This window comes from Neisseria sp. P0009.S010, from assembly GCF_051958545.1.
Classification (GTDB): domain Bacteria; phylum Pseudomonadota; class Gammaproteobacteria; order Burkholderiales; family Neisseriaceae; genus Neisseria; species Neisseria subflava_A.
This window is the reverse complement of the sequence record NZ_JBQCVH010000006.1, coordinates 16256-37879: the sequence shown is the minus strand read 5'-3', so window position 1 is coordinate 37879 and position 21624 is coordinate 16256. Positions and strand designations below refer to the sequence as shown.

The following is a 21624-nucleotide window of genomic DNA, read 5'->3' as shown; positions in this document are numbered from 1 at the left end:
GAAGCAGACGCAAAGGCGGGCATTCTTGCCCGCCTTTTTTCAAACCATTAAAATAGCGACATTCAGGCCGTCTGAAATCTAATCTGCGGCAGCATGTTGCACGACTCAAACCCGAAAATCAGCCCCAATAGAAAAACGCCATGACCGATATTCTCAACAAAATCCTTGCCACCAAAGCAGAAGAAGTGGCCGCACAAAAAGCCGCCGTTTCCTTGGAAGACATCAAAGCCCAAGCGCAGGCAGCCACGCCGGTTCGCAGCTTTATCGGCTCGATCCGTGAAAAACACGCGCAGAATCTGCCAGCTATTATTGCCGAAGTCAAAAAAGCCAGCCCGAGCAAAGGCCTGATCCGTCCTGATTTTCATCCTGCCGAAATTGCCGTTGCCTATGAAAAAGCCGGCGCGGCCTGTTTGTCCGTGTTGACGGACGAACCTTATTTCCAAGGCTCGCCCGAGTATTTGAAACAGGCGCGTGCGGCCGTGGCGCTGCCGGTCTTGCGTAAAGATTTCATCATCGACGAATACCAAATCTATCAGGCGCGCACGTGGGGTGCGGATGCGGTTCTTCTGATTGCCGCCGCATTGGAAGCCGAGCAGCTTGAGCGTTTTGAAGCCGTCGCCCACGAATTGGGCATGACTGTATTGTTGGAGTTGCACGATGCGTCCGAGCTGGAAAAATGCCGCAACATGACCACGCCGTTGTGGGGCGTCAACAACCGCAACCTGCGTACGTTTGAAGTAACCCTGCAGCAAACCCTCGACCTCTTGCCCGAATTAAACGGCAAAACCGTTGTTACCGAAAGCGGCATCCGCAACAAAGAAGACGTCGATTTCATGCGTAGCCACGGCGTGCATACTTTCCTGATCGGCGAAACCTTTATGCGTGCCGACGACATCGAAGCCGAAGTCAAAAAATTGTTTTAAACCCTAAAAAACATCAGGCCGTCTGAATTTTCAGACGGCCTGAATCCATTGGAGACGAGAAAAAATGTTTACCGTACAGCGCATTTACGCGTATCAGCCCAATCCCGAACAGACCGCCGTCTTTATCGACCGCCTCTATCCGCGAGGCGTCCGCAAAGAGATTTTTGCCACTGCGCTTTGGCTGAAAGACATTACACCCAGTGCAAACCTGCGTCGCTGGTATCACGAAAATCCGACTGAGAATTTTGACAGTTTTGTCAGCCGTTATCATGAAGAGCTGCAAGGCGATACCGAGCAGGCCGCCATCAAGCGGCTGCTGGATTTGGAAAAACAGCACGGCAATATCCTGTTGCTGACCGCCGTCAAAGATCCCCGACATTCCCACGTCTCTGCGCTGGCTCAATTTTTGGGTGCAAGGTTTGAATATCGCGATTAAAAAATCAGTGTTTGGGCTGAATACAAAAAGGCCGTCTGAAATCAAGGTTTCAGACGGCCTGCTATTTTCAAATCAAGAAGGATAACGGTGTGCCACCAATTTTCCGTCTATGTATTCGCCGATATAGACTTGCGAGGCTTCAAGGTGGAGGCGGTCGAGTTCCTGTTGCAGCCATTCTTCATCACGCTTAATGATTTCGAGGATGTCGGGGTCAACTTGGCCGTCTGTAATCAGTGGATAGCGCAGGCTTTCGTCGCCGTACTTAATGACGGCGAGCTGGCCGTTTTGTTCCATCACGGCACGTTTGACGGCAGAGATTTCGTAGATGCCGGCGGCGCGGAGTTTGAACATGAGGTCGTGTGCGCTGATGCCGTTTTTCATACATTCTTCTGCTTGGACTTTTCCGTTGACGATGATCCAAACGGATTTGCCGTCAATTACGGATTTGACCCAGCGGTTGTGGTTTTTGATGAATTTCAGGCTCAAGACCAACAGCGTCCACAAAATCAGCACGAGGAAAAATTGCAACAGGCCGACGCTGTCGCTGTAAATCACGCCGCCGATGATGCCGCCGAGTACATAGTTTTGTACTTGGTCCATGGCGGAGGTCGGCGCGAGGTTGCCTTTACCTAAGAGGTTGATTTGCAAAATCAAACCTAAAATACCCATCAGCAGTTTGAGGGCGAGCAGGGAGTATGTTTCCATGTGTGTATCCTGTTATTCTTTATCGATGAGTTCGATATTGTTGTTGACCAGATTGATGGGCGTCAGCGTGTAGGCGGAGAAGTCTTGATTGAAATGGACTTCGTAATATTGGCTTTTGATGCCGACAATCATGCCGTTGGACAGACGCGTGCTGTTGACGATGATGTCTTGTTTTTCAACCTTTTGGTTTTCAATCAAGGCATTGAGAAAGCCAACCATGCGAGAGGTGTCGGCGGCGAAGTTCTGACGCTCGCTGTATGAAAGATATTGCGTGCCGCAGATGAGGATGAGCAACAGCAGCGCAATAATGCTCAGGTCGCGGTATTTGGTGTCCATGCGGTGGCGCAGGTATTGCGATACGGCGAGCAGGAGGATGACGAGGGCGGCGAAAATCAGGACGTATTTCAAGTAGTCGTTGAAATACATATGGTTTTCAAGATAAAAGTGAGAAAAGAATTTCATGGTATTTGATAAATTTGGGAAGGGTAATAAGGCCGTCTGAAACTTAAATTTCAGACGGCCTCGTCTATTAAACAAGGATGTTGCGTTAAGGTTTCGGATAAAGCACACATGGTGATTCCCGAAGTAGTATCAGTTGATAAATCCGTCGTCTTTCATTTTCTTTTCGGAAAAATACTGGCTGATCACCAGTAAACTGGCCAGAATGATAATGAAAAGACCTGCCATGGTCAGGGTGATTTTGAGAAACAAATCGGCATCGACGAAGGAAAACCAAAGTTGCAGAATTAAGAGCAACACCCAGCTGACGAATAATCCGAGACAGGCATAAACGCCGAGTTTAAACACGTTCTTTTTCCAAAATGACGACGTAGGCTTCACGCACGAAAAACAGCAGCATGCGGCGCTGGTCTTTTTCCATGGTAACGACCTTCCAGCCTTGCGAAGCGTGGCTGTTGAGGAAATCGCTGAATTTGACCGGATTGATTTTGGCGCTGCCGAAAACCAAACTGGAAAGCAGGTTCTCTTGATAAATGACGGCTTTATATTCTTTCATTTTATTCCTTTAAAAATCAGGGGGCTTTAAAGCCCCCTGATTCTACTCCTTATTATTCAACTGCGGCAATACCGAACCTTCGCCCAGCGACAACAAACCGCTTTGCGAGTAGATACCCAGTTTGGCGCGGGTGTCGGTGATGTCGAGGTTGCGCATAGTCAGTTGTCCGATGCGGTCGAGCGGTGTGAACGCTGCGTCTTCGACTTTTTCCATACTCAGGCGTTCCGGTTGGTAGGTCAGGTTAGGCGATTCGGTGTTCAGAATCGAGTAGTCGTTGCCGCGACGCAGTTCGAGGGTGACTTCGCCGGTGATGGCTTTGGCGACCCAGCGTTGGGCGGTTTCGCGCAACATAAGGGCTTGGCTGTCAAACCAGCGGCCTTGGTAGAGCAGGCGGCCGAGGCGCAGGCCGTTGATGCGGTATTGTTCGATGGTGTCTTCGTTGTGGACGCCGGTCACCAAACGCTCGTAGGCGATGTGGAACAATGCCATGCCCGGGGCTTCGTAGATGCCGCGTGATTTAGCCTCGATGATGCGGTTTTCGATTTGGTCGCTCATGCCCAAGCCGTGACGGCCGCCGATGCGGTTGGCTTCGAGGAAGAGTTCGACGGGGTCGGCGTATTCTTTGCCGTTCAGTGCAACGGGCACGCCTTCTTCAAAGCGTACGCTGACTTCTTCGGGTTTGACTTCGACGTTTTCGTCCCAGAAGGCAACGCCCATGATAGGTTTGACGATTTTGATGCCGCTGTTGAGGAATTCCAAGTCTTTGGCTTCATGCGTCGCGCCGAGCATATTGGAGTCGGTGGAGTAGGCTTTTTCAACCGACATTTTGTAGTTGAAACCGTTGGCAATCAGAAATTCGCTCATTTCGTGGCGGCCGCCGAGTTCGTCGATAAATTGTTGGTCGAGCCAAGGTTTGTAGATTTTCAGCGCGGGATTGGTCAAGAGGCCGTAGCGGTAGAAACGCTCGATGTCGTTACCTTTGTAGGTGCTGCCGTCGCCCCAAATATTGACGTCGTCTTCCTTCATGGCGGAAACGAGCATGGTGCCGGTAACGGCGCGGCCCAGAGGCGTGGTGTTGAAGTAGGCGATGCCGCCGGTGGAAACGTGGAATGCGCCGCATTGGATGGCGGCGATGCCCTCGTGTGCCAACTGCGCGCGGCAGTCAATCAGGCGGGCATTTTCTGCGCCGTATTCCATCGCTTTTTTAGGAATAGCGTTGTAATCGTCTTCGTCAGGTTGGCCGAGGTTGGCGGTGTAGGCGTAAGGCAGTGCGCCTTTGAGTTTCATCCACAACAGCGCGGCAGAGGTATCAAGACCGCCGGAGAAGGCGATGCCGACTTTTTGACCGACGGGGAGATTTTGTAAAATGGTATGGTTTTGGCTCATTGGGATTCCTCCAGACTTGAAAAGTTGAAACCATTATCTTATAAATGGATAAGATAATCTACTTTGATGCCGTCTGAAAAAGCATTCAGGTTTTCAGACGGCATTTGTCCGCAATTATTGATGGTGCTATCTGACGCTGAATGCAATGAAGCATACTGCCCAAACCGAAGCAGCTGCCAAAGGCCACAACAAGTAGCCTTTTTGCCCGGTCAAACGCCACATTTCATCTGCATTGGTTGCAACAAAAAACAACCACAAAAAACCAAGTAAAATATCCGTAAAGACTGCCAGTGAAAAAATCATACGGTTTGCAGGCAAGAGGCTGAATGCGTTCAGAACAACCCATTGTATAAAAAATGTGGAAAGCGTAGCATATTTGGCGCGAAAATTGACTGCCCGTTTGTCTTGATGAATTTTACGGCGAATAATCAAATACTGAACAATCAGCACAAACGTACACACAAAAAGGCTGATAATGAACATGAAAAACGCAAAAATGCCGATTACAAACATGAGCCTCTCCTATCCGTTGCACCTATACCATAGCCAAGTGATGGCACCGAGTGCTTCGCTTTCGTTCCATTGTTCATTGGGGTAGAGTTTAGGGGAGATGATGTTTAGGGTTGTGATGGTGGGCATAGTTTAGAGGGGGGGTAAAACAAAAAAGGTAAGTGTAAGTGGTTTTAAGGCTGCCTGAAAGCGGATTAACAGCGAAAAAGAGAACGCGTGAGTGCGAGCACCCACGCTTGCTATCAGACAGACTGGCTACGCTGGCTATGCTTGTTATATATCTATATGGTTATATAGATATATAATTTTTTCACTCCATTCATTTGATTGTAGGGTATCTGTATCTTCAGCAATATACAAACCAATATCTTTTGACCAGAATGCATAAGTTTGTTGAATTATATCTATATTCTTCAGATAATTAAAATCTGAGAAAGCACCATCAAACATGCATATTATAGCTATTGGATTAAGCTGATTGATATTTAGTATTTCATCTTTAATTACATTAAATAAATCAATATTTTTGGAATATAAAAAATAAGATTCTGTTAAAAAAATATCATATTTCCACTCATTATTTTCAAGAATATATTTTTCAGATTTAATGCAACGTGATCTAGATTCCCATTGCTTTATATTTTCATGATTTCTGTCTTCTTTTAAAAAAATACCATAACACAATATAGAAAACTGGTCAGTACCACAATTTTTTAAAAAATCTATTATTTTCATTTAGTTACCACTAATTAGGTTTAATTGATTATTATCTGGTATAAAGCTTGCAATGACTTTATCCTTATACGGCCCATCTTTTGCAACAACAATAACAACGTATTTCCCATTTGATTTACCTAATAAGCAATATTGGAACAGTAATCATGGGAAATCATGAATAGCCTTTAGGCAGAAGGAAAGATTATGAAAGACCGACAGCATTTGTTCAACCTCATCATCATCGGCGATGAAATCCTGCACGGCAGCCGCCAAGACAAGCATTTCGCCTTTTTCAAATCTTTATTGGAATCGCGCGGGCTGAAACTCAATCAGGTGCAATATCTGCCCGATGAACCCGAATTGCTGGTCAAACAACTGCGCCGCAGTTTTTCAGACGGCCTGCCGACTTTCGTTACCGGCGGTATCGGCTCTACGCCTGACGACCACACGCGCCAAGCCGCAGCGGCTGCTTTGGATTTGCCCGTTGTCCGCCATCCTGAAGCCGCCAAGTTTATCGAAGGCGTAACCCTGAAACGCGGCGAGCCGCTCGATTCGCCGGAACACGCCCAACGCCTGAAAATGGCGGATTTTCCCGAAGGCGCGGAACTTGTGCCCAATCCGTTTAATAATATCGCCGGATTTTCCATCCGCGAGCATTATTTCTTCCCCGGTTTCCCCGTGATGGCGCACCCGATGGCGGAATGGGTATTGGAAACTTATTACGCCAACCGTTTCAACCAAACTGAACGCGGCAGCCGCAGCGTGTATGTGTTCGACCAACCCGAGTCGCGCATTACGCCGATTATGGAACATCTTGAGCGTACCTACGCCGGTGTCCGTTCTTACAGCCTGCCCACCGTGGGCCGTACCGATTCAGACGGCCGTTACACTCCGCCGCATATCGAGTTCGGCATCAAAGCGGAAGGTGAGGCCTGCCGCTTGTTGGATACGGCGTGGGAAGATGCGTTGCAGGGTTTGCAGGCGATTGGCGCGACTTTGAAAGAAACGGTGGAATAATGCACTTATCCCCGGCCCAATCCAGACGCGCACTGATTTTTGCCTCTTTGCTGTTTTTGCCGCCGACCCTCATCATCGGCATTTGGCTGGCGCAATATGGCGGCTTCGCTTTTGAACCGCCGCTGATGCACGCCGTCCATGCCCATGCGGGCACATGGTTTGACCCGATTGCCACCGTGTTGCACTATCTGGGCAAAACCGAGATTGCCGTGCCGCTGATCGGCGCAGTCGCCGCAGCCCTGTATTTTGCCGATAAGAAGCGCGAAGCACTGTTTTGCGTGTTGGCGGCATTGATGCCGACTTTGAACATGCTGATTGTGAAGGTTTGGTTTGCCCGCGAACGTCCGCTGCTTTGGCCGCGCCTGATTGAAGAGAGCAATTTTTCCTTTCCCAGCGGCCACAGTACGTTTTCCGCCGCCATTGCCGTCATGCTGATATTGCTTTGCCGCCGCACGCGCTACCGCCGCGCCGCTTGGATAGGCGGTATTTCCTTTGCCCTGCTGACCGGGTTTTCACGCATTTATTTGGGCGTGCATTATCCCACCGACGTTTGGGCAGGCTGGACAAACGGCACGCTGACTGCCTTGCTGGTGTATATGCTCATCTTCAGGCCGTCTGAAAAATAGAAGAAACGAATCATGAATACACGTTCACCCAACACGCCTTATTGGCTCAGAAACGGCCATGCCGACACCCTGTTTGCCAAGCTGCTGCAAGGCAAAGCGCCTGACTACCGCCGCGAGCTTCTGCCCGACAGCACCGGCAAAACCCAAGTTGCCTACGATTTTGTCGACAGCGCCGACCCCGATGCGCCGTTGGTGGTTTTGTTCCACGGACTGGAAGGCAGCAGCGAGAGCCATTACGCGGTCGAGTTGATGAAAGCCGTACAGCAGCGCGGTTGGAACGGCGTGGTTGCCCATTTCCGCAGTTGCGGCGGCATAGAAAACACCGCGCCCGTGTTCTACCATCTCGGCGATACGCCCGAAATCGCTTTTATGCTCAACACGCTGGCACAACGCTATTCAACCATCTACGCTGTCGGCGTTTCTTTGGGGGGGAATGCCCTGGCCAAATATTTGGGCGAGCAGGGCAGTAATGCCGTTCCGCGCGCATCTGCCGTCGTTTCCGCGCCGGTTGATGCCGTGGCCGCCGGTACACGTTTTGATCAGGGCATGACGCGCTTGATTTACACGCGCTATTTTTTAAATTCGCTGTTGCCGAAAGCCCAGGCGATTCCTCAGTTTCAGACGGCCTTAAGCCAGCAAAACTGCAAAACGCTTGGCGATTTTGACGACCGCTTTACCGCGCCGTTACACGGTTTTGCCGACCGTCATGATTACTACCGCCGCAATTCCTGCAAACCGTTTCTGAAAGGCGTAGATACGCCGTTGCTGCTGCTCAATGCCGTCAACGACCCCTTCCTGCCGCCAGAAGCCTTGCCGACCGGGCGGGACGTGTCCTCAGCCGTTACGCTGCTGCAACCGGCATACGGCGGTCATGTCGGCTTTGTCAGCCGCGATCAAGGCCGTCTGAATCTGCAATGGCTGCCGCAAACGGTGTTGGACTATTTCAAACAGTATCAGCCGTAAATGAAAAAGGGCATGTATGTGACATGCCCTTAGAGTGAAGAAAGTAAAAAGGCCGTCTGAAAACGAGTTTCAGACGGCCTTTTGAATAGCTTGATTATTTGCCTTTGTCGGCTTTGGCTTCTTTTTTCAGAGAAGCGTACAACTCAGGGTCGCGGTTTTTCAGTAAGGACGCAACGGCCAAGTCATCACGGTTTACTTTAGCCAAATCTACGCGCTCGATGTGTACCAAACGCAGCAATTCGCGTACAGGTTTAGGCATATTGCGGCCGGACTCGTAACGGGAACCACCGGATTGAGTCACACCAATGCGACTCCAGAAGTCCATTTGGTTCAGGCCGAGTTTTTTACGGATATCGCGGATATTTTCAATTTTTTCGAACGATTTCATGAATCTTCCTTATTGTGGTATTTAGTGTATGCCATTAGGCATAAAAAAGGTCTGCAAGAATGCCGGCATCCTTTTCCCTATTGTTTTTTGGGGTGATATGTGGGCGTATTGCAAATGGCTGATCTAGATAATTAGACAGTATATTCGAAAGAAGTTTTCTGCTGTCTGCCATAATTTGTGTAAATATTTCTTAATTCATTATTTCAGTAAAATTTTGTTATATAAATCATTAAATTATGCGTTTATCTTAGATATGGCATAAGCAAATTTTTACATAATTAAACAATTCAATATGGGTAAAAACTTAATTTCGAGTTTTTATTCGGTTTTCTGGATTGAGAATGCGAATAAATTTTAGGCCGTCTGAATCTATGTTTTCAGACGGCCTGAAGGTTTTTTCAAGGTTAAGGCTTACCGCTGGCAGGGCTGACGGTGAGGATTTCGTAGCCGGTTTCGGTAACCAAAACTTCGTGTTCCCATTGGGCGGAGAGGGAGCGGTCTTTGGTGACCACTGTCCAACCGTCGTTCAGGATGCGCAGATGGCGTTTGCCTTGGTTGATCATCGGCTCGATGGTGAAAATCATGCCCGGTTTGAGGACGAGGCCCTCACCTTTGCGGCCGTAGTGGACCACTTGCGGCGCTTCGTGGAAACCGCGGCCGATGCCGTGTCCGCAGAATTCCTGTACGACGGAATAGCCGGCATTTTCGGCAACCTGTTGGCAGGCATAGCCGACGTCGCCGAGGGTGGCGCCAGGTTTGACCGCTTCGATACCCGCCATCATGGAGGCGTGGGTCACGTCGATCAGGCGTTGGGCAATCGGGGAGACTTTGCCGACGGTAAACATACGGCTGGAGTCGCCGTGGAAACCGTCTTTTTTAATGGTCAGGTCGATGTTGACGATGTCGCCTTCTTTCAGCGGCTTGTCATCGGGAATGCCGTGGCAGATGACGTGGTTGACGGAGGTGCAGCAGGATTTCGGGTAAGGCGGGTTGCCGTAGTTGAGGGGGGCTGGATAACCACCTTGAACGTTGACGTGGTAGTCGTAAACGAGTTTGTCGATTTCGTTGGTGGTTACGCCGGGTTTGACGAATTGGCCGATGTAATCGAGGGCTTCGGCGACCAAGCGGCCGAGTTCGCGCATTTTTTCGATTTCTTCGGGGGTTTTGATGATGACTTTGTCCATGAGGTTTCCTTCTTGTTTCAGACGGCATAGAGGCCGTCTGAACGGGACGGGTGTGCCGTCTGTTTAAAACAGGTTGTCGAGATTGTCTTTATTGCGCGGTTTGGCTTGTGGTTTGGCCTCAGGCTCGGCTTTCGGAGTCGGTTTGGACTCGGGGACTTTGGCTTTTGCCGGTTTGTTTTCTACCGCTTGTGCGGCAGGTTTGCTGTCTGCGGCTTTGTTTGCTACCGGCTGGCTGTCTGCTTGAGGTGTGTTTTGAGCGGCAGGGCTGCTGTTGTCGGATTGTGTGTTTTCTGATTTGTCGGCTTCAGCGCGTTTGTTTTCAGTGCGTTTGCTGCGGTGTACAGTGGAGCGGTCGTTTTTTATACCTTCTTCCGCTTTTTCGCCTTTTTCGTCTTGTGGGACGACAGGATTGCCGGAGGCGGTTTTTGCGTCGCCGTCTTTGGCAGGTTGGACGGTTTCAGGTTCGACAGTGCCGTTGGGGCGCCAAACTTCAATGCGTGTGTCGGTTTGTTCGGCAGGACTTTTTTCGGGTACGTCGGTTTTACCGGAGTTTAGGGTGCTGAATACGCCGGCAACAAGGGCTGCGACGGCGATAAAGCTGACAAGGAATAAAGCGCGGATTAGGTGTTTGGGCTTAAGTTGGAAAGGGGTTTTATTATTCTTGGACATGATGTGGCGGGTAATCGTTGGAGGAATGGCCGTCTGAATATTCAGACGGCCCCGGGTTGCCTGTGAATCAGTTGGCAACGTAGTTTTGATAGAGGGTCACGACTTTTTGTACGCCGACGGTCGTGCTGACTTTTTGGGTCACGCGGGCTTGTTCGTCCGGCGTGAGGATGCCCATCACATAGGTCACGTTGCCGTAAGTCACGATTTTGACGCGTGCCTGGGTGGCCGGGCTGAGGCCCAACAGGGTGGCGCGGACTTTGGATGTACCCCAAGTATCGTTGGTCACATCACCGAACGAACGCGCTTGTGAGGCGACAGTAATGTAGTTGTACACGCCTTCTGCGGCTTGTTCGGAACGGGCGATGCGTTCAACAAATTGTTTTTCACCTTCGGTAGCCACTTGGCCGAGCAGGAGCAGGTGGCGGTTGTAGCCGACAACGTTCAGTTTGGGCTTGTAGCCTTGGACTTGGTTGTTTTGGCGCAGGTAGGAGCGTGCGGTGGTTTCGACGCGCAGTGCCATAACGTTGTCGTCGGTTTGCGCGCCTGTGGTGCGGCGGTCGACGGCGGATTTGGTGCCGACGGCTGCACCGCCGATCAGTGCGCCGACGCAGCCGCTCAGACTCAGGCTTAAGAGGGTCGCGGTCAGAACGGGGAGGGCGTAGCGTTTGATATTCTTCATATCCTTTTCCTTGGGTATGGACGGTTGGGTGTTCAGACGGCCTTTAAGGGATAGGCCGTCTGAAAAGAAAGGGTTACATGCCTTCAAGCAGGACGGAGTCGATGCAGTCGCACATGGCGTGAATCAGCAGGATATGGTTTTCCTGAATGCGGGCAGTACGCGGATAAGGGACGTTGAGTAAAACGTCGGTATCTTTGAGCATGGCGGCGATTTTTCCGCCGTCGCGGCCGGTCATGGCAATGACGTGCATGTCGCGTTCGTGTGCCGCTTTGATGGCTTCGATGACGTTGGCGGAATTGCCGGAGGTGGAGATGCCGACCAATACGTCGCCGGCACGTCCGAGCGCGCGCACTTGTTTGCTGAACACATGGTCGAAACCGTAGTCGTTGCCGATGGCGGTCAGGGCGGAAGTGTCCGTCGTCAGCGCGACAGCGGCCAATTCCATGCGTTCTTTTTCAAAACGGCCGGTCATTTCTGCGGCGAAGTGTTGCGCGTCGGCAGCCGAACCGCCGTTGCCGCAGGCCAGGATTTTGCCGTCGTTCATCAGGCATTGCAGCATCAGCTCGGCAGCCTGTGCGGTCGGCTCAACCAGTACTTTTTCAGCTTCCTGCTTGGCGCGGATACTCTCGGCAAAATGTGCGGAAACGCGTTCTTGTAATGTTGTCATGAGGTTAACCTGTAATATTTTGAATCCATTCGGGCGGGCCGTCGCCCTCGATCAGTACCGCATCCAGGCGGCAGGGCGCATGGTTTAACCCGTGCTTTTGCAGATAATACTCTACACTTCGTTGCAATTTCAATAATTTGGACGGCGAGATGCTGTATGCGGCACCACCGAAACCTCGGTTTTTGCGGTATTTTACTTCAACAAACACAATCGTACCGCCGTTTTTGACGATTAAATCGATTTCGCCGTAGGCGCAATGCCAGTTCCGCGCCAGCAGCGAGCAGTCTTTGCCCAGCAGGAATGCCAGCGCCGCATCTTCGGCCGCCGCCCCCTGTTTGTGGTTTAAGCGCATGAAAAGTTTACCCGTTATATAATCATTGTTTTTAAAGAGACGCCGTTTCAGACGGCCTTGAATCTATGTACACAAAACACCTGCAAAAAGCCGTCGACAGCATCGAAAAACAGACATTATACGTTGTCGCCACACCCATCGGCAATTTAGCCGACATAACGCTGCGTGCGCTGGCCGTTCTGCAAAAGGCCGACATTATCTGCGCCGAGGACACCCGTGTTACCGCCCAGCTTTTAAGTGCGTACGGCATTCAGGGCAAACTCGTGAGCGTGCGCGAACACAACGAGCAGCAAATGGCCGATAAAATCATCGCCCATCTTTCAGACGGCCTGAGCGTCGCCCAAGTTTCGGATGCGGGTACGCCTGCGGTTTGCGATCCCGGTGCGAAACTTGCCGCCCGCGTGCGCGAAGCCGGATTTAAAGTGGTGCCTGTGGTCGGCGCAAGCGCGGTGATGGGGGCGTTGAGCGTGGCCGGGGTGACGGAATCCGATTTTTACTTCAATGGTTTCTTGCCGCCTAAGGCTGGCGAACGCCAAAAGCTGCTGGCCAAATGGGCGGAAGCCGATTTTCCGATTGTGATGTTTGAAACGCCGCACCGCATCGAGGCAAGCCTTGCGGATATGGCCGCGCAGTTCCCCGAACGCCGTTTGACTTTGGCGCGCGAAATCACCAAAACGTTTGAAACCTTCCTCAGCGGCACGGTTGCCGAAATCCAAGCCGCCCTTAAAAACGACAGCAACCAAACGCGTGGCGAGATGGTGCTGGTGTTGCACCCTGCTGTGAAAGAGAAACACAGTGATTTGCCCGAGGCGGCGCAAAACACCATGAAAATCCTTGCGGCTGAGTTGCCGACCAAACAGGCCGCCGAGCTTGCCGCCAAGATTACCGGCGAAAGCAAAAAAGCCTTGTACGATTTAGCGTTGGAGTGGAAACGGATTTCAGACGACGCTTGAGGTCTTGCAGGCTTATTTCTCTCAACCTGTGGTGTGAACGATGCGACGATTTCCTACAGGCAAGGCTGGGTATTGTTCGTTATCCGTTTGCCGGTTCTACAGGCTTTATATAGGCAAAGTTTTGTTTGCCGCATTGCTTCCCCCCCCCTTGTAATTTACAATGACACTGCATACAACTAGTATGTTCTTAAATCTTTCAATCTACGGGAGTGGACTTATGAAACAAAACATCATCGTTGCCTTATTCGACATCTCCAGCGAAGCTTATCAAGCCTTTTCTGAATTGAAAGCTTACTCGCAGATAACAGATGCTTTGGTGGCACAAGCCGTTTTGGTTAAAAAGGAAAATGGTCTGATTATCCCAGCAGAAAGCACCGACTTTACCGCCAATACGGTCGAAGGCACATGGACGGGCGGCCTCATTGGTTCGCTGGTCGGCATCCTCGGCGGTCCTATCGGTGTTCTGTTGGGTGGAGCTACTGGCGCACTCATCGGCAGTGATGTAGGCACTGCCCAAACATTGGGAGAGGGGGCGTTGCTGGAAAATACAGCCAAAAAACTGGATAACGGCAGTACTGCAATCATTATTTTGGCGCAAGAATCCGACGAGGCTGTATTGGATGCTTTCTTCCACCGTTTCAAAACCGTTATTCTCCGGCAAGATGCAGCCGTTGCCCAACAGGACGTATTGGCAGCAATAGAAGCGCAGGAAGAAGTGGCACGTCAGGCACACGAAGCTTGGAAAAAACAGCGCAAAGCCGAACGCAAAGAGAAAGTGGAAGCCTTCAAGGCCGACATCAAACAAAAATTCGACGAATTGGCAGCCAAGTTGAAATAACACTGCCACCAACCCAAGGTATGTAACCGCTCAAATTTTCCGTTTCGGATGCATGCCAAACCGGTTTGAGGCTACCTGAAAATCTATTTTTCAGGTAGCCTCTCCCTTTTTCATGCCCCGAGACCTTTGCAAAGGTCTCGGCCTTTTTATAATTGGATTTTAGATTGATCCAATAGGTTCAATACGCTTCTAAGTTTGCGTTTCAGACGGCCGCGATGTTTGGCAAACCTGCTTCAACGCTGCCATGCGCTGCGCAAATATTCGATGCAGTCGGTCAGGGAGTAAAACGGGGCGTTGCCGTGATTGGCGTTGGGGTAGAGGGTGAAGCGGACATCTGCGCCGAGGTGGTGCAAAGTGCCGGCAAGGATTTTGGCTTGTGCGACCATGCCGCGGCTGGTTTGGTCGGGACGGTTGTTTCTGCCTTCATGTTCGCCTGCGCCAAGGCGGATGCCGATTCCTTGCGGCAAAGCGTCGGGCAGCCAATCGAGTACGCGGCGCTCTTGCCACCAGATAGACGGCGAAACCAGCAAATAATGGCGGAAGCGTTCGGGACGGATGAACAGGGAATAGAGGCCGTACAAGGCGCCGAACGAATGGCCAAAGACGGCTTGGTTTTGGGTATCGATGCGGTATTTGCTGTTGAGCAGGGCGGAGAGTTCGTCATCTATAAAGCGGCTGAAGCGGTCGGCTTGGCCGTATTGTTTGCGTTCGGATTCGGGCGCGTTGTCGGGCAACGGCGGCGTGTAGTCGAGGGCGCGTTGGCTTAAGTCGCGGATGGTGCCGCCGGTGTAGCCGATGCCGACAATCAGACAGGCGGCATGGCTTTTGGTGATGGGGTTGATGAGCAGGGATTGCGCCATATTGAGGATGGCGGGGAAAAAGGCATCACCGTCAAGAATATACAGCACGGGATAGCCGCCTATCGGACGCTCGCCGAGTGCCGCGGCTTGAATGCGGTAGGTGCGGCCGGTGTGGGCGGAAGTAAGGGCGGTTTCTTCGGCTTGCAGCAGGGTGGCGGCTTGCCAGTTGGGGCGGATGGGCATGATGGGGTGCTTTAATCAATGGTTGCTTAAGGGAAAAGGCCGTCTGAACAATGGTTTTCAGACGGCCTTATTGTACGGATTTCTGCCTTTTTAACAATACGCGTGATTAGCGTACGTCAACGTAGGAGCTGCTGTGCAGTTCGCGCAGGAGGTTGGTGGTCGCCTGTTGCGCTTTTTGTTGGGACAGGTATTGGCGGACGGCGTTTTGTTGGCGCTCTTCAGGCGTACCTGCTTCGCGGACGTCGTTCAGCTTGATGATGTGCCAGCCGAATTGGGTGCGGACAGGGGTGCTGATTTGGCCGGGTTTGAGTTTGTGGACGGCTTCTTCAAACGGGGCAACCATCATGCCGTCGGCAAACCAGCCCAAATCGCCGCCGTTGCCGGCGCTGCTGTCTTGCGAGTATTGGCGTGCCAAACCGCCGAAATCTGCGCCGCTGCGGGCTTGTGAGTAGATTTTGCGGATGGTGCTTTCTGCGCCGACGGCGGCATTGTCGTTGTCGGCTTTAATGAGGATGTGTTGGGCATGATATTGGCGCACAGGGTCGGCTTCGGGCAGGGTGATGCCTTGTTGTTTGGCCTGCTCGATGTAGCGTGCCACTTCGGAGTCGCTCACGCGGCTGTTTTGCATGATGGCTTGTTGGCGCACTTTTTCAACAATAATGCTGTCGGCGATGTCTTGACGGACGGCGGCAGACGGATTTTTGATGTTGGGGTTGTGCGCGATGACGGCTTCGATTTCGCTATCGGTCGCTTGGATGTTGCGGCGTTTGCCGGCTTGGAGGATCAGGGATTGGTTGATCATTTGTGCCAAAACCTGTTGGCGCAGCTCGTTGGCGTCCATTTGTGTGCCTTTCGGCATGGTTTGACGTGCCTGCGCCACGGCTTGTTCTACTTGGCGGTGGGTAATGACTTCGTTGTCGACAACTGCGGCAATGCCGTCTGAAAGATGTACGCCGCTTTGTACGGCAGGCATGGTGGTGGCGCTGACGGCAGGGGCTTTGGCTGCGCGCGCTTTGCCTGCTTTGGCTTTAGGGGCGGCGTGTGCGCCTACTGCGAGAGTGAGTGCGGCGACGAGAATCAGGGGTTTGAAGTTCATTGTTTGACTACCTCGTTGGTTTTGCTGTAACCGGGAATGGCTAAGCGGAGTTTTTCGAATGGGTTGTTGCCGATATTGCTCAAGTCTTTGAGTTGGAGGTTGAAGAATACGGCGTTTTTGTGGCTGTTTTCGCCGGTAACATAGCGTTGGCCGACCAAGCTCGCGCTCCAGCAGCCGCAGTTGCTTTTGTATTCTGCACCGATGAGCATTTCCAGCGGTTTTTTGGCTTCTATTTCGTAGTTGTAACGGGCGACGGCGTACAGGTTTTTGCTCAACGGCCATTGGGCGACAAGGTCGACTTGGCTGAGTTTGTCGTAGAAATAGTCGCCGTTGGCTTGCAGATAGATGCGCTCGTTGCGTCCGTATTTGTAGCGCGCGCTTAAGACTTTGCCGGGTTCGGGGTTGTAGGCAATCCCTGCGGCGTAGCTTTCGGCACGGCTTAGGTTTTGGTTGTAGTGGATATCCAAATCAATGCGGGTGCTCGGGGTAAGGTTGCCGTGTGCAAAGGCTACCCAGTCGGATTGGCTGCGCGGATAATTGCTGACGTTGCCGTCAGGCAGGACGTTGTCGTTTTTGAAGTAAAACTTCTGGCCGATACCTGCACGGAAGAGTTCCGCACCGGTGTTGGGGTTGAGGATACGGCTTTGTGTGGCCAGCGTCAGGCTGTTGGCCGAATTGATGCGGTCGTTGCCCGAATACAGGTTTTCGCGGAACAGCTGCGAATAGGTAAAGCTGTTTTCGGAGCTGTCAAAATTAGGCAGGTCGTTTTGGGACTTGGTCGGAATGTAGTTGTAAAACAGGCGCGGTTCAAGCGTTTGCAGGTATTCTCCGCCGAAGAGACGGGCCCTGCGCTCGAAAGTCAGGCCGCTGTCGACGTTGATAATCGGCAGGACGCGGCTGACATTGCGGCCGCTTTGACCGTTGAAACTGTTGAGGCTGTAATAAGTGGCGTGTACGCCGACTTTAGGCCGGATGTAGCCCCATTGGTTGTGGAAGTCCCATTTGACGCTCGGGTAGAGCACCACGCGGCTGCCGTCTTGCTTGGTGTCGTGATCAAAACGGGTAAATTGGCCGAACACGTTAAGCTGAGCCTTGCCGAGATGGCTTTGCCAACGGCCGGTCAGGCGGGGCATGATGGCATAAGGCTCGTCTTTATAGCCGTCTTGGTTGGCCAGCGTTTGATATTTTTGTACGCGCAACGAGCCGTCGAAGCTGCCGCCTAGCAGTTTGTCGCTGTAATTGAGCCATGCCTGACGGTCAAGGTTGACGTTGCGCGCGATGTCTTCGCGGCCGTAGAAGTCGCGGTAGTAATCGTCGTCGGAAACTTGGTTGTAGTTGATGCCGCCGCTGATTTTGCTGTTCAGCTGCTGCTGGTGTTTCCATTTGAACTGGTAGCGGTTGTTGTGGACGCTTTTTTGGTCGTTGGGCATCCAGTCGCCATCGACTTCGCCGCTGTAATTCGGTTGCAGATAACGGACTTGGCCACCCAATTGCACGCCGCGTTTACTGATAATGCCCGGGCGGATGGTGGCATCCAAATTTGGGGCAAGGTTGAAGTAGTAGGGCAGGCTCAGCTCAAGGCCGTCTGAACCTGTGGCAATGGTCGGAACGAGCAGGCCGCTTTTGCGGTTGCCGTTGATGGGAAAGTCCGCCCAAGGCGTGTAGAGGACGGGGACGCCGCCGAATACCAGTGAAGCGTGTTTGGCCACGCCGATGCCTGTCGATTCATCGGCTTCGATGCTTTGCGCTTGGATATACCAGCTGGCATCGCCGGGCGAACAGGTGTTGAATTTGGTATTGATGAGTTTGTAGAGGCCTTTGCCTTTGAGTTCGGCTTTTTCGCTGACACTTTGAAGGCGGCGGCCGCCTTGTTCGGTATTAAGGCGCACGGCAGTGCCGGAACCGGTTTGGTCTTTGAGGTTGTAAACCAATTGGTCGCCGGATACGGTCGAACCGTTTTGATACAGGGTAAAGCGGTCGCCGGCGGTAACGGTATCGGTGGCTTGGTCGTATTGCGCCCAATCGGCATTGAGAACATCGGCATTGCGCTCGACAATAACGTCGCCTTCGGCAAGGACGGCGACTTGGGTTTGACCTTCTATTTTATCGGCGTTGACGCGGGTGTAATCAGCAGGCAGGGCAGGCTCGCCGCTGCGTTTGATTTCGGCGGTTTCGGCCGGCTTGGCATCTTCGTGGTCGCAAAACAGGCAAGTGCTGCCCAAGGAAAGCGGATCGGCTTCGCTTTGGCTGGTTTTTACCGGTTTGGATGCAGCGGTGTGGGCAGGGGTATAGTCTTCCGCCTGCGGAACAGAAGCATCTTCCGCGCGCACGGCTGTTGCGCCAAAGCCCATAATTAAGGCGAGTACCAAGGGTTTGAGTGAAAATAAACGAGCCAAAATCGCCCCTTAAATCGGTTTGCCAGTTAGAATAGCGGTTATTGTAACCTGAAATTCTGCGATACCGCTATGCAACGACAAACCGAATTACAAAACTGGCTGGAGTCTGTTTACCCGAACCAGCCGTTCGAATTGAGCTTTGCGGCAGCCGATGCCGACTTCCGCCGTTATTTCCGCGCGACGTTTTCAGACGGCCAGACTGTCATCTGTATGGATGCGCCTCCTGAGAAGATGAGTGTTGCGCCGTATTTGAAAGTGCAAAAACTGTTTAACATGGTCAATGTGCCGCAAGTGCTTCATGTGGATGAAGCGTTGGGCTTTATGGTGCTGAACGATTTGGGCAATACCACATTCCTGACCGCCATGAATCAGGAAAACAGCGAAACCGCCCACAAAGCCCTGCTGCTCGAAGCCATCGACGAACTGATCGAACTGCAAAAAGCCAGCCAACCCGGCAAACTGCCGGAATACGACCGCGAAGTCATGCTGCGTGAGATTAACTTGTTCCCTGAATGGTTTGTGGCCAAAGAATTGGGCCGCGAGTTGACCTTCAAACAACGCCAGTTGTGGCAACAAACCGTCGATACTTTGCTGCCTCCCCTGTTGGCGCAGCCCAAAGTGTATGTCCACCGCGACTTTATCGTCCGCAATCTGATGTTGGCGAAAGGCCGCCCGGGCGTGTTGGATTTCCAAGACGCGCTTTACGGCCCGATTTCCTATGATTTGGTATCGCTGCTACGCGATGCATTTATCGAATGGGAAGAAGAATTTGTATTGGACTTGGTCATCCGTTACTGGGAAAAAGCACGCGCTGCCCAGCTGCCTGTGCCTGCCGAGTTTGACGAGTTCTACCGCTGGTTTGAATGGATGGGCGTACAACGCCATTTGAAAGTGGTCGGTATTTTTGCCCGTCTGTACTACCGCGACGGCAAAGACAAATACCGCCCGGAAATCCCGCGCTTCTTGAACTACTTGCGCCGCGTATCCCGCCGTTACAACGATTTGGCGCCGCTGTATGCATTGCTGGTCGAATTGGTCGGTGATGACGAATTGGAAACAGGCTATACCTTCTAAGCTTGGTTTTTTAAGATTTGATTCCATTTTTCAGACGGCCTGATCAACAAAAGGCCGTCTGAAACCTTTACAGAACACACAAACATGACTTACATGATTTATCCCAAAACCTACGACGTGATTGTCGTCGGTGGCGGCCATGCCGGTACCGAAGCCGCGCTTGCCGCCGCACGCATGGGTGCGCAAACCCTGCTGCTCTCACACAACATCGAAACCCTCGGACAAATGTCGTGCAACCCTTCCATCGGCGGCATCGGCAAAGGCCATCTCGTGCGCGAACTCGACGCGCTCGGCGGCGCGATGGCGTTGGCCACCGACAAATCCGGTATCCAATTCCGCCGCCTGAACGCCAGCAAAGGCGCGGCAGTGCGTGCCACGCGCGCGCAGGCAGACCGTATCCTATATAAAGCCGCTATCCGTGAGATGTTGGAAAACCAAGAAAACCTCGACCTTTTTCAACAAGCCGTCGAAGACGTAACGCTCGACGGTGAACGCATCAGCGGCGTGGTTACCGCGATGGGCGTGGAATTCAAAGCCCGCGCCGTCGTGTTGACCGCAGGCACATTTTTGTCCGGCAAAATCCATATCGGTTTGGAAAACTACGAAGGCGGCCGCGCCGGCGACCCTGCTGCCAAATCGCTGGGCGGACGTTTGCGTGAATTAAACCTGCCCCAAGGCCGTCTGAAAACCGGCACGCCGCCGCGTATTGACGGACGCACGATTGATTTCTCCCAACTGACCGAACAGCCCGGCGACACACCCGTTCCCGTAATGTCCGTACGCGGCAGCGCCGATATGCACCCGCGCCAAGTGTCCTGCTGGATTACGCATACCAACACGCAAACCCATGACATCATCCGCTCAGGCTTCGACCGCAGCCCGATGTTTACCGGCAAAATCGAAGGCGTAGGTCCGCGTTATTGTCCGTCTATCGAAGACAAAATCAACCGCTTCGCCGACAAAGACAGCCACCAGATTTTCCTCGAACCCGAAGGTCTGACCACGCACGAATACTATCCTAACGGTATCTCCACCAGCCTGCCGTTCGATATTCAAATCGCCCTCGTCCGCAGCATGAAAGGCCTTGGAAACGCCCATATCCTGCGCCCCGGCTACGCCATCGAATACGACTATTTCGATCCGCGCAACCTTAAAGCCAGCCTCGAAACCAAAACCATCCAAGGCCTCTTCTTTGCCGGACAAATCAACGGCACGACCGGTTACGAAGAAGCCGCCGCGCAAGGCCTGCTCGCAGGTGCAAATGCCGTGCAGTATATCCGCGAACAAGACCCGCTCCTGCTGCGCCGCGAACAAGCCTATCTCGGCGTATTGGTGGACGATCTCATCACCAAAGGCGTGAACGAACCTTATCGCATGTTCACCAGCCGTGCCGAATACCGCCTGCAACTCAGGGAAGACAACGCCGACATGCGCCTGACCGAAGACGGCTACAAAATCGGCTTGGTGGGTGAAGAACAATGGCGCATGTTCAACGAAAAACGCGAAGCCATCGAGCGCGAAATCCAACGTTTGAAAACAACGTGGTACACGCCGCAAAAACTCGCCGAAGAAGAGCAGCTGCGCGTATTCGGTCAAAAACTCAGCCGCGAAGCCAACCTGCACGACCTCCTGCGTCGTCCGAACCTCGACTACGCCGCGCTGATGACCCTGCCCGACGCACAACCTGAGACCACGCTTACCGACAGCGTGGTTGAACAAGTCGAAATCCAAGTCAAATACCAAGGCTATATCGACCGCCAAAACGAAGAAATCGACAGCCGCCGCGACATCGAAACCTTAAAGTTACCCGAGGACATCGATTACGCGAAAGTCAAAGGTTTGTCGGCAGAAGTGCAGCAAAAGCTCAACCAGCACAAACCCGAAACCGTTGGACAGGCAAGCCGAATTTCCGGCGTAACCCCTGCCGCCGTTGCATTGTTGATGGTGCATTTGAAACGCGGGTTTAAAGATGCCAAGTAAGGTTTAA

At 52.3% G+C, this 21624-nt stretch carries 25 protein-coding genes and 1 pseudogene; 9 read left to right on the top strand and 17 right to left on the bottom strand.

Annotation, left to right across the window (positions count from 1 at the left end):
- Positions 1-140 precede the first annotated feature (140 nt).
- Together trpC and ACTHSN_RS07620 are read left to right on the top strand one after the other, a co-directional pair.
- On the top strand, positions 141-923 hold the full coding sequence (gene trpC / locus ACTHSN_RS07625; RefSeq protein WP_107810678.1) for an indole-3-glycerol phosphate synthase TrpC: 783 nt from the start codon (positions 141-143) through the stop codon (positions 921-923).
- A gap of 64 nt (positions 924-987) precedes the next feature.
- Positions 988-1359, top strand: a complete 372-nt coding sequence (locus ACTHSN_RS07620) for a DUF488 domain-containing protein (RefSeq protein WP_107810677.1) — start codon at positions 988-990, stop codon at positions 1357-1359.
- 72 nt (positions 1360-1431) lie between these two features.
- Here ACTHSN_RS07620 and ACTHSN_RS07615 read toward each other — a convergent pair whose 3' ends face one another.
- The 8 genes from ACTHSN_RS07615 to ACTHSN_RS07580 form a co-directional block, all read right to left on the bottom strand.
- On the bottom strand, positions 1432-2064 hold the full coding sequence (locus ACTHSN_RS07615; protein WP_070645269.1) for a DUF421 domain-containing protein: 633 nt from the start codon (positions 2062-2064) through the stop codon (positions 1432-1434).
- A gap of 12 nt (positions 2065-2076) precedes the next feature.
- Positions 2077-2526 carry a DUF3290 domain-containing protein gene (locus ACTHSN_RS07610; protein ID WP_107810676.1) on the bottom strand — a complete coding sequence of 150 codons (450 nt, stop codon included), beginning with the start codon at positions 2524-2526 and terminating at the stop codon, positions 2077-2079.
- Between the two features lie 129 nt (positions 2527-2655).
- On the bottom strand, positions 2656-2871 hold the full coding sequence (locus tag ACTHSN_RS07605) for a hypothetical protein (protein WP_049330864.1): 216 nt from the start codon (positions 2869-2871) through the stop codon (positions 2656-2658).
- On the bottom strand, positions 2864-3079 hold the full coding sequence (locus ACTHSN_RS07600) for a DUF4177 domain-containing protein (RefSeq protein ID WP_003749376.1): 216 nt from the start codon (positions 3077-3079) through the stop codon (positions 2864-2866). Before ACTHSN_RS07600 ends, ACTHSN_RS07605 begins: the two co-directional genes overlap by 8 nt.
- Positions 3080-3121: 42 nt before the next feature.
- Positions 3122-4465 (bottom strand): argininosuccinate synthase, encoded by a 1344-nt coding sequence (gene argG, locus ACTHSN_RS07595; RefSeq protein ID WP_063069269.1) that lies wholly within the window; start codon positions 4463-4465, stop codon positions 3122-3124.
- 126 nt (positions 4466-4591) lie between these two features.
- A complete protein-coding gene (locus tag ACTHSN_RS07590) occupies positions 4592-4978 on the bottom strand; it encodes a hypothetical protein (RefSeq protein WP_070461245.1) in 387 nt (128 codons plus the stop codon).
- A 9-nt stretch (positions 4979-4987) separates the two neighbouring features.
- Positions 4988-5104 carry a hemolysin D gene (locus ACTHSN_RS07585; protein ID WP_083290052.1) on the bottom strand — a complete coding sequence of 39 codons (117 nt, stop codon included), beginning with the start codon at positions 5102-5104 and terminating at the stop codon, positions 4988-4990.
- 144 nt (positions 5105-5248) lie between these two features.
- Positions 5249-5710, bottom strand: a complete 462-nt coding sequence (locus ACTHSN_RS07580; RefSeq protein ID WP_004467569.1) for a hypothetical protein — start codon at positions 5708-5710, stop codon at positions 5249-5251.
- A gap of 186 nt (positions 5711-5896) precedes the next feature.
- Here ACTHSN_RS07580 and ACTHSN_RS07575 point away from each other — a divergent pair, with 186 nt between their 5' ends.
- The 3 genes from ACTHSN_RS07575 to ACTHSN_RS07565 are packed head-to-tail and all read left to right on the top strand — an operon-like array spanning position 5897 to position 8298.
- The gene (locus ACTHSN_RS07575) at positions 5897-6709 is read left to right on the top strand and encodes a competence/damage-inducible protein A (RefSeq protein ID WP_070461244.1); all 813 of its coding nucleotides are present in this window, start codon (positions 5897-5899) and stop codon (positions 6707-6709) included.
- A complete protein-coding gene (locus ACTHSN_RS07570; protein ID WP_070461243.1) occupies positions 6709-7335 on the top strand; it encodes a phosphatase PAP2 family protein in 627 nt (208 codons plus the stop codon). Before ACTHSN_RS07575 ends, ACTHSN_RS07570 begins: the two co-directional genes overlap by 1 nt.
- 12 nt (positions 7336-7347) lie before the next feature.
- Positions 7348-8298: a YheT family hydrolase gene (locus ACTHSN_RS07565; protein WP_063076203.1), complete on the top strand. Its 951-nt coding sequence runs from the start codon at positions 7348-7350 to the stop codon at positions 8296-8298.
- A gap of 94 nt (positions 8299-8392) precedes the next feature.
- Here ACTHSN_RS07565 and ACTHSN_RS07560 read toward each other — a convergent pair whose 3' ends face one another.
- The 6 genes and pseudogenes from ACTHSN_RS07560 to ACTHSN_RS07535 form a co-directional block, all read right to left on the bottom strand.
- Positions 8393-8686, bottom strand: coding sequence for a helix-turn-helix domain-containing protein (locus ACTHSN_RS07560; protein ID WP_003684039.1), 294 nt, complete (start codon positions 8684-8686; stop codon positions 8393-8395).
- A gap of 404 nt (positions 8687-9090) precedes the next feature.
- Positions 9091-9894, bottom strand: a pseudogene (gene map / locus ACTHSN_RS07555) (type I methionyl aminopeptidase); the annotation flags it as partial.
- A gap of 39 nt (positions 9895-9933) precedes the next feature.
- Entirely contained in the window at positions 9934-10539 is a 606-nt protein-coding gene (locus ACTHSN_RS07550) for a hypothetical protein (protein ID WP_070645258.1), read from the bottom strand.
- Between the two features lie 67 nt (positions 10540-10606).
- On the bottom strand, positions 10607-11218 hold the full coding sequence (locus ACTHSN_RS07545) for a BON domain-containing protein (RefSeq protein WP_070461240.1): 612 nt from the start codon (positions 11216-11218) through the stop codon (positions 10607-10609).
- Between the two features lie 73 nt (positions 11219-11291).
- Positions 11292-11885, bottom strand: a complete 594-nt coding sequence (locus tag ACTHSN_RS07540; RefSeq protein WP_003749391.1) for a phosphoheptose isomerase — start codon at positions 11883-11885, stop codon at positions 11292-11294.
- Positions 11886-11889: 4 nt separating this feature from the next.
- Complete coding sequence (locus ACTHSN_RS07535) at positions 11890-12237, bottom strand: YraN family protein (RefSeq protein ID WP_070645256.1); 348 nt, start codon at positions 12235-12237, stop codon at positions 11890-11892.
- Positions 12238-12302: 65 nt separating this feature from the next.
- Between ACTHSN_RS07535 and rsmI the strand changes: the two genes are divergently transcribed.
- Positions 12303-13190, top strand: a complete 888-nt coding sequence (gene rsmI / locus ACTHSN_RS07530; RefSeq protein WP_070829718.1) for a 16S rRNA (cytidine(1402)-2'-O)-methyltransferase — start codon at positions 12303-12305, stop codon at positions 13188-13190.
- Between the two features lie 217 nt (positions 13191-13407).
- On the top strand, positions 13408-14028 hold the full coding sequence (locus ACTHSN_RS07525) for a DUF1269 domain-containing protein (RefSeq protein ID WP_070814123.1): 621 nt from the start codon (positions 13408-13410) through the stop codon (positions 14026-14028).
- Positions 14029-14261: 233 nt separating this feature from the next.
- Here the strand turns inward: ACTHSN_RS07525 and ACTHSN_RS07520 are convergent, their stop codons facing one another.
- From ACTHSN_RS07520 to ACTHSN_RS07510, 3 genes are all read right to left on the bottom strand, one after another.
- Positions 14262-15071 carry an alpha/beta hydrolase gene (locus ACTHSN_RS07520; RefSeq protein ID WP_308882247.1) on the bottom strand — a complete coding sequence of 270 codons (810 nt, stop codon included), beginning with the start codon at positions 15069-15071 and terminating at the stop codon, positions 14262-14264.
- Positions 15072-15177: 106 nt separating this feature from the next.
- Complete coding sequence (locus tag ACTHSN_RS07515; protein ID WP_293195694.1) at positions 15178-16167, bottom strand: peptidylprolyl isomerase; 990 nt, start codon at positions 16165-16167, stop codon at positions 15178-15180.
- Positions 16164-18563 (bottom strand): LPS-assembly protein LptD, encoded by a 2400-nt coding sequence (locus ACTHSN_RS07510; protein WP_440365238.1) that lies wholly within the window; start codon positions 18561-18563, stop codon positions 16164-16166. Before ACTHSN_RS07510 ends, ACTHSN_RS07515 begins: the two co-directional genes overlap by 4 nt.
- A gap of 69 nt (positions 18564-18632) precedes the next feature.
- Between ACTHSN_RS07510 and amgK the strand changes: the two genes are divergently transcribed.
- Positions 18633-19637, top strand: coding sequence for an N-acetylmuramate/N-acetylglucosamine kinase AmgK (gene amgK / locus ACTHSN_RS07505; RefSeq protein ID WP_440365237.1), 1005 nt, complete (start codon positions 18633-18635; stop codon positions 19635-19637).
- 84 nt (positions 19638-19721) lie between these two features.
- Positions 19722-21617 (top strand): tRNA uridine-5-carboxymethylaminomethyl(34) synthesis enzyme MnmG, encoded by a 1896-nt coding sequence (mnmG, locus tag ACTHSN_RS07500; RefSeq protein ID WP_440365236.1) that lies wholly within the window; start codon positions 19722-19724, stop codon positions 21615-21617.
- Positions 21618-21624 lie beyond the last annotated feature (7 nt).

Bases quoted from the DNA above. Each gene is read 5' to 3' on its own strand.
- mnmG (WP_440365236.1), top strand. From the start codon at position 19,722: ATGACTTACATGATTTATCCCAAAACCTACGACGTGATTGTCGTCGGT.
- ACTHSN_RS07535 (WP_070645256.1), bottom strand. From the start codon at position 12,237: ATGCGCTTAAACCACAAACAGGGGGCGGCGGCCGAAGATGCGGCGCTG.
- trpC (WP_107810678.1), top strand. From the start codon at position 141: ATGACCGATATTCTCAACAAAATCCTTGCCACCAAAGCAGAAGAAGTG.
- ACTHSN_RS07600 (WP_003749376.1), bottom strand. From the start codon at position 3,079: ATGAAAGAATATAAAGCCGTCATTTATCAAGAGAACCTGCTTTCCAGT.
- ACTHSN_RS07540 (WP_003749391.1), bottom strand. From the start codon at position 11,885: ATGACAACATTACAAGAACGCGTTTCCGCACATTTTGCCGAGAGTATC.
- ACTHSN_RS07610 (WP_107810676.1), bottom strand. From the start codon at position 2,526: ATGAAATTCTTTTCTCACTTTTATCTTGAAAACCATATGTATTTCAAC.
- ACTHSN_RS07550 (WP_070645258.1), bottom strand. From the start codon at position 10,539: ATGTCCAAGAATAATAAAACCCCTTTCCAACTTAAGCCCAAACACCTA.
- ACTHSN_RS07525 (WP_070814123.1), top strand. From the start codon at position 13,408: ATGAAACAAAACATCATCGTTGCCTTATTCGACATCTCCAGCGAAGCT.
- ACTHSN_RS07585 (WP_083290052.1), bottom strand. From the start codon at position 5,104: ATGCCCACCATCACAACCCTAAACATCATCTCCCCTAAACTCTACCCC.
- ACTHSN_RS07545 (WP_070461240.1), bottom strand. From the start codon at position 11,218: ATGAAGAATATCAAACGCTACGCCCTCCCCGTTCTGACCGCGACCCTC.
- ACTHSN_RS07575 (WP_070461244.1), top strand. From the start codon at position 5,897: ATGAAAGACCGACAGCATTTGTTCAACCTCATCATCATCGGCGATGAA.
- ACTHSN_RS07515 (WP_293195694.1), bottom strand. From the start codon at position 16,167: ATGAACTTCAAACCCCTGATTCTCGTCGCCGCACTCACTCTCGCAGTA.
- ACTHSN_RS07615 (WP_070645269.1), bottom strand. From the start codon at position 2,064: ATGGAAACATACTCCCTGCTCGCCCTCAAACTGCTGATGGGTATTTTA.
- ACTHSN_RS07520 (WP_308882247.1), bottom strand. From the start codon at position 15,071: ATGCCCATCCGCCCCAACTGGCAAGCCGCCACCCTGCTGCAAGCCGAA.
- ACTHSN_RS07590 (WP_070461245.1), bottom strand. From the start codon at position 4,978: ATGTTTGTAATCGGCATTTTTGCGTTTTTCATGTTCATTATCAGCCTT.
- ACTHSN_RS07620 (WP_107810677.1), top strand. From the start codon at position 988: ATGTTTACCGTACAGCGCATTTACGCGTATCAGCCCAATCCCGAACAG.
- ACTHSN_RS07570 (WP_070461243.1), top strand. From the start codon at position 6,709: ATGCACTTATCCCCGGCCCAATCCAGACGCGCACTGATTTTTGCCTCT.
- rsmI (WP_070829718.1), top strand. From the start codon at position 12,303: ATGTACACAAAACACCTGCAAAAAGCCGTCGACAGCATCGAAAAACAG.
- ACTHSN_RS07565 (WP_063076203.1), top strand. From the start codon at position 7,348: ATGAATACACGTTCACCCAACACGCCTTATTGGCTCAGAAACGGCCAT.
- ACTHSN_RS07580 (WP_004467569.1), bottom strand. From the start codon at position 5,710: ATGAAAATAATAGATTTTTTAAAAAATTGTGGTACTGACCAGTTTTCT.
- ACTHSN_RS07560 (WP_003684039.1), bottom strand. From the start codon at position 8,686: ATGAAATCGTTCGAAAAAATTGAAAATATCCGCGATATCCGTAAAAAA.
- amgK (WP_440365237.1), top strand. From the start codon at position 18,633: ATGCAACGACAAACCGAATTACAAAACTGGCTGGAGTCTGTTTACCCG.
- argG (WP_063069269.1), bottom strand. From the start codon at position 4,465: ATGAGCCAAAACCATACCATTTTACAAAATCTCCCCGTCGGTCAAAAA.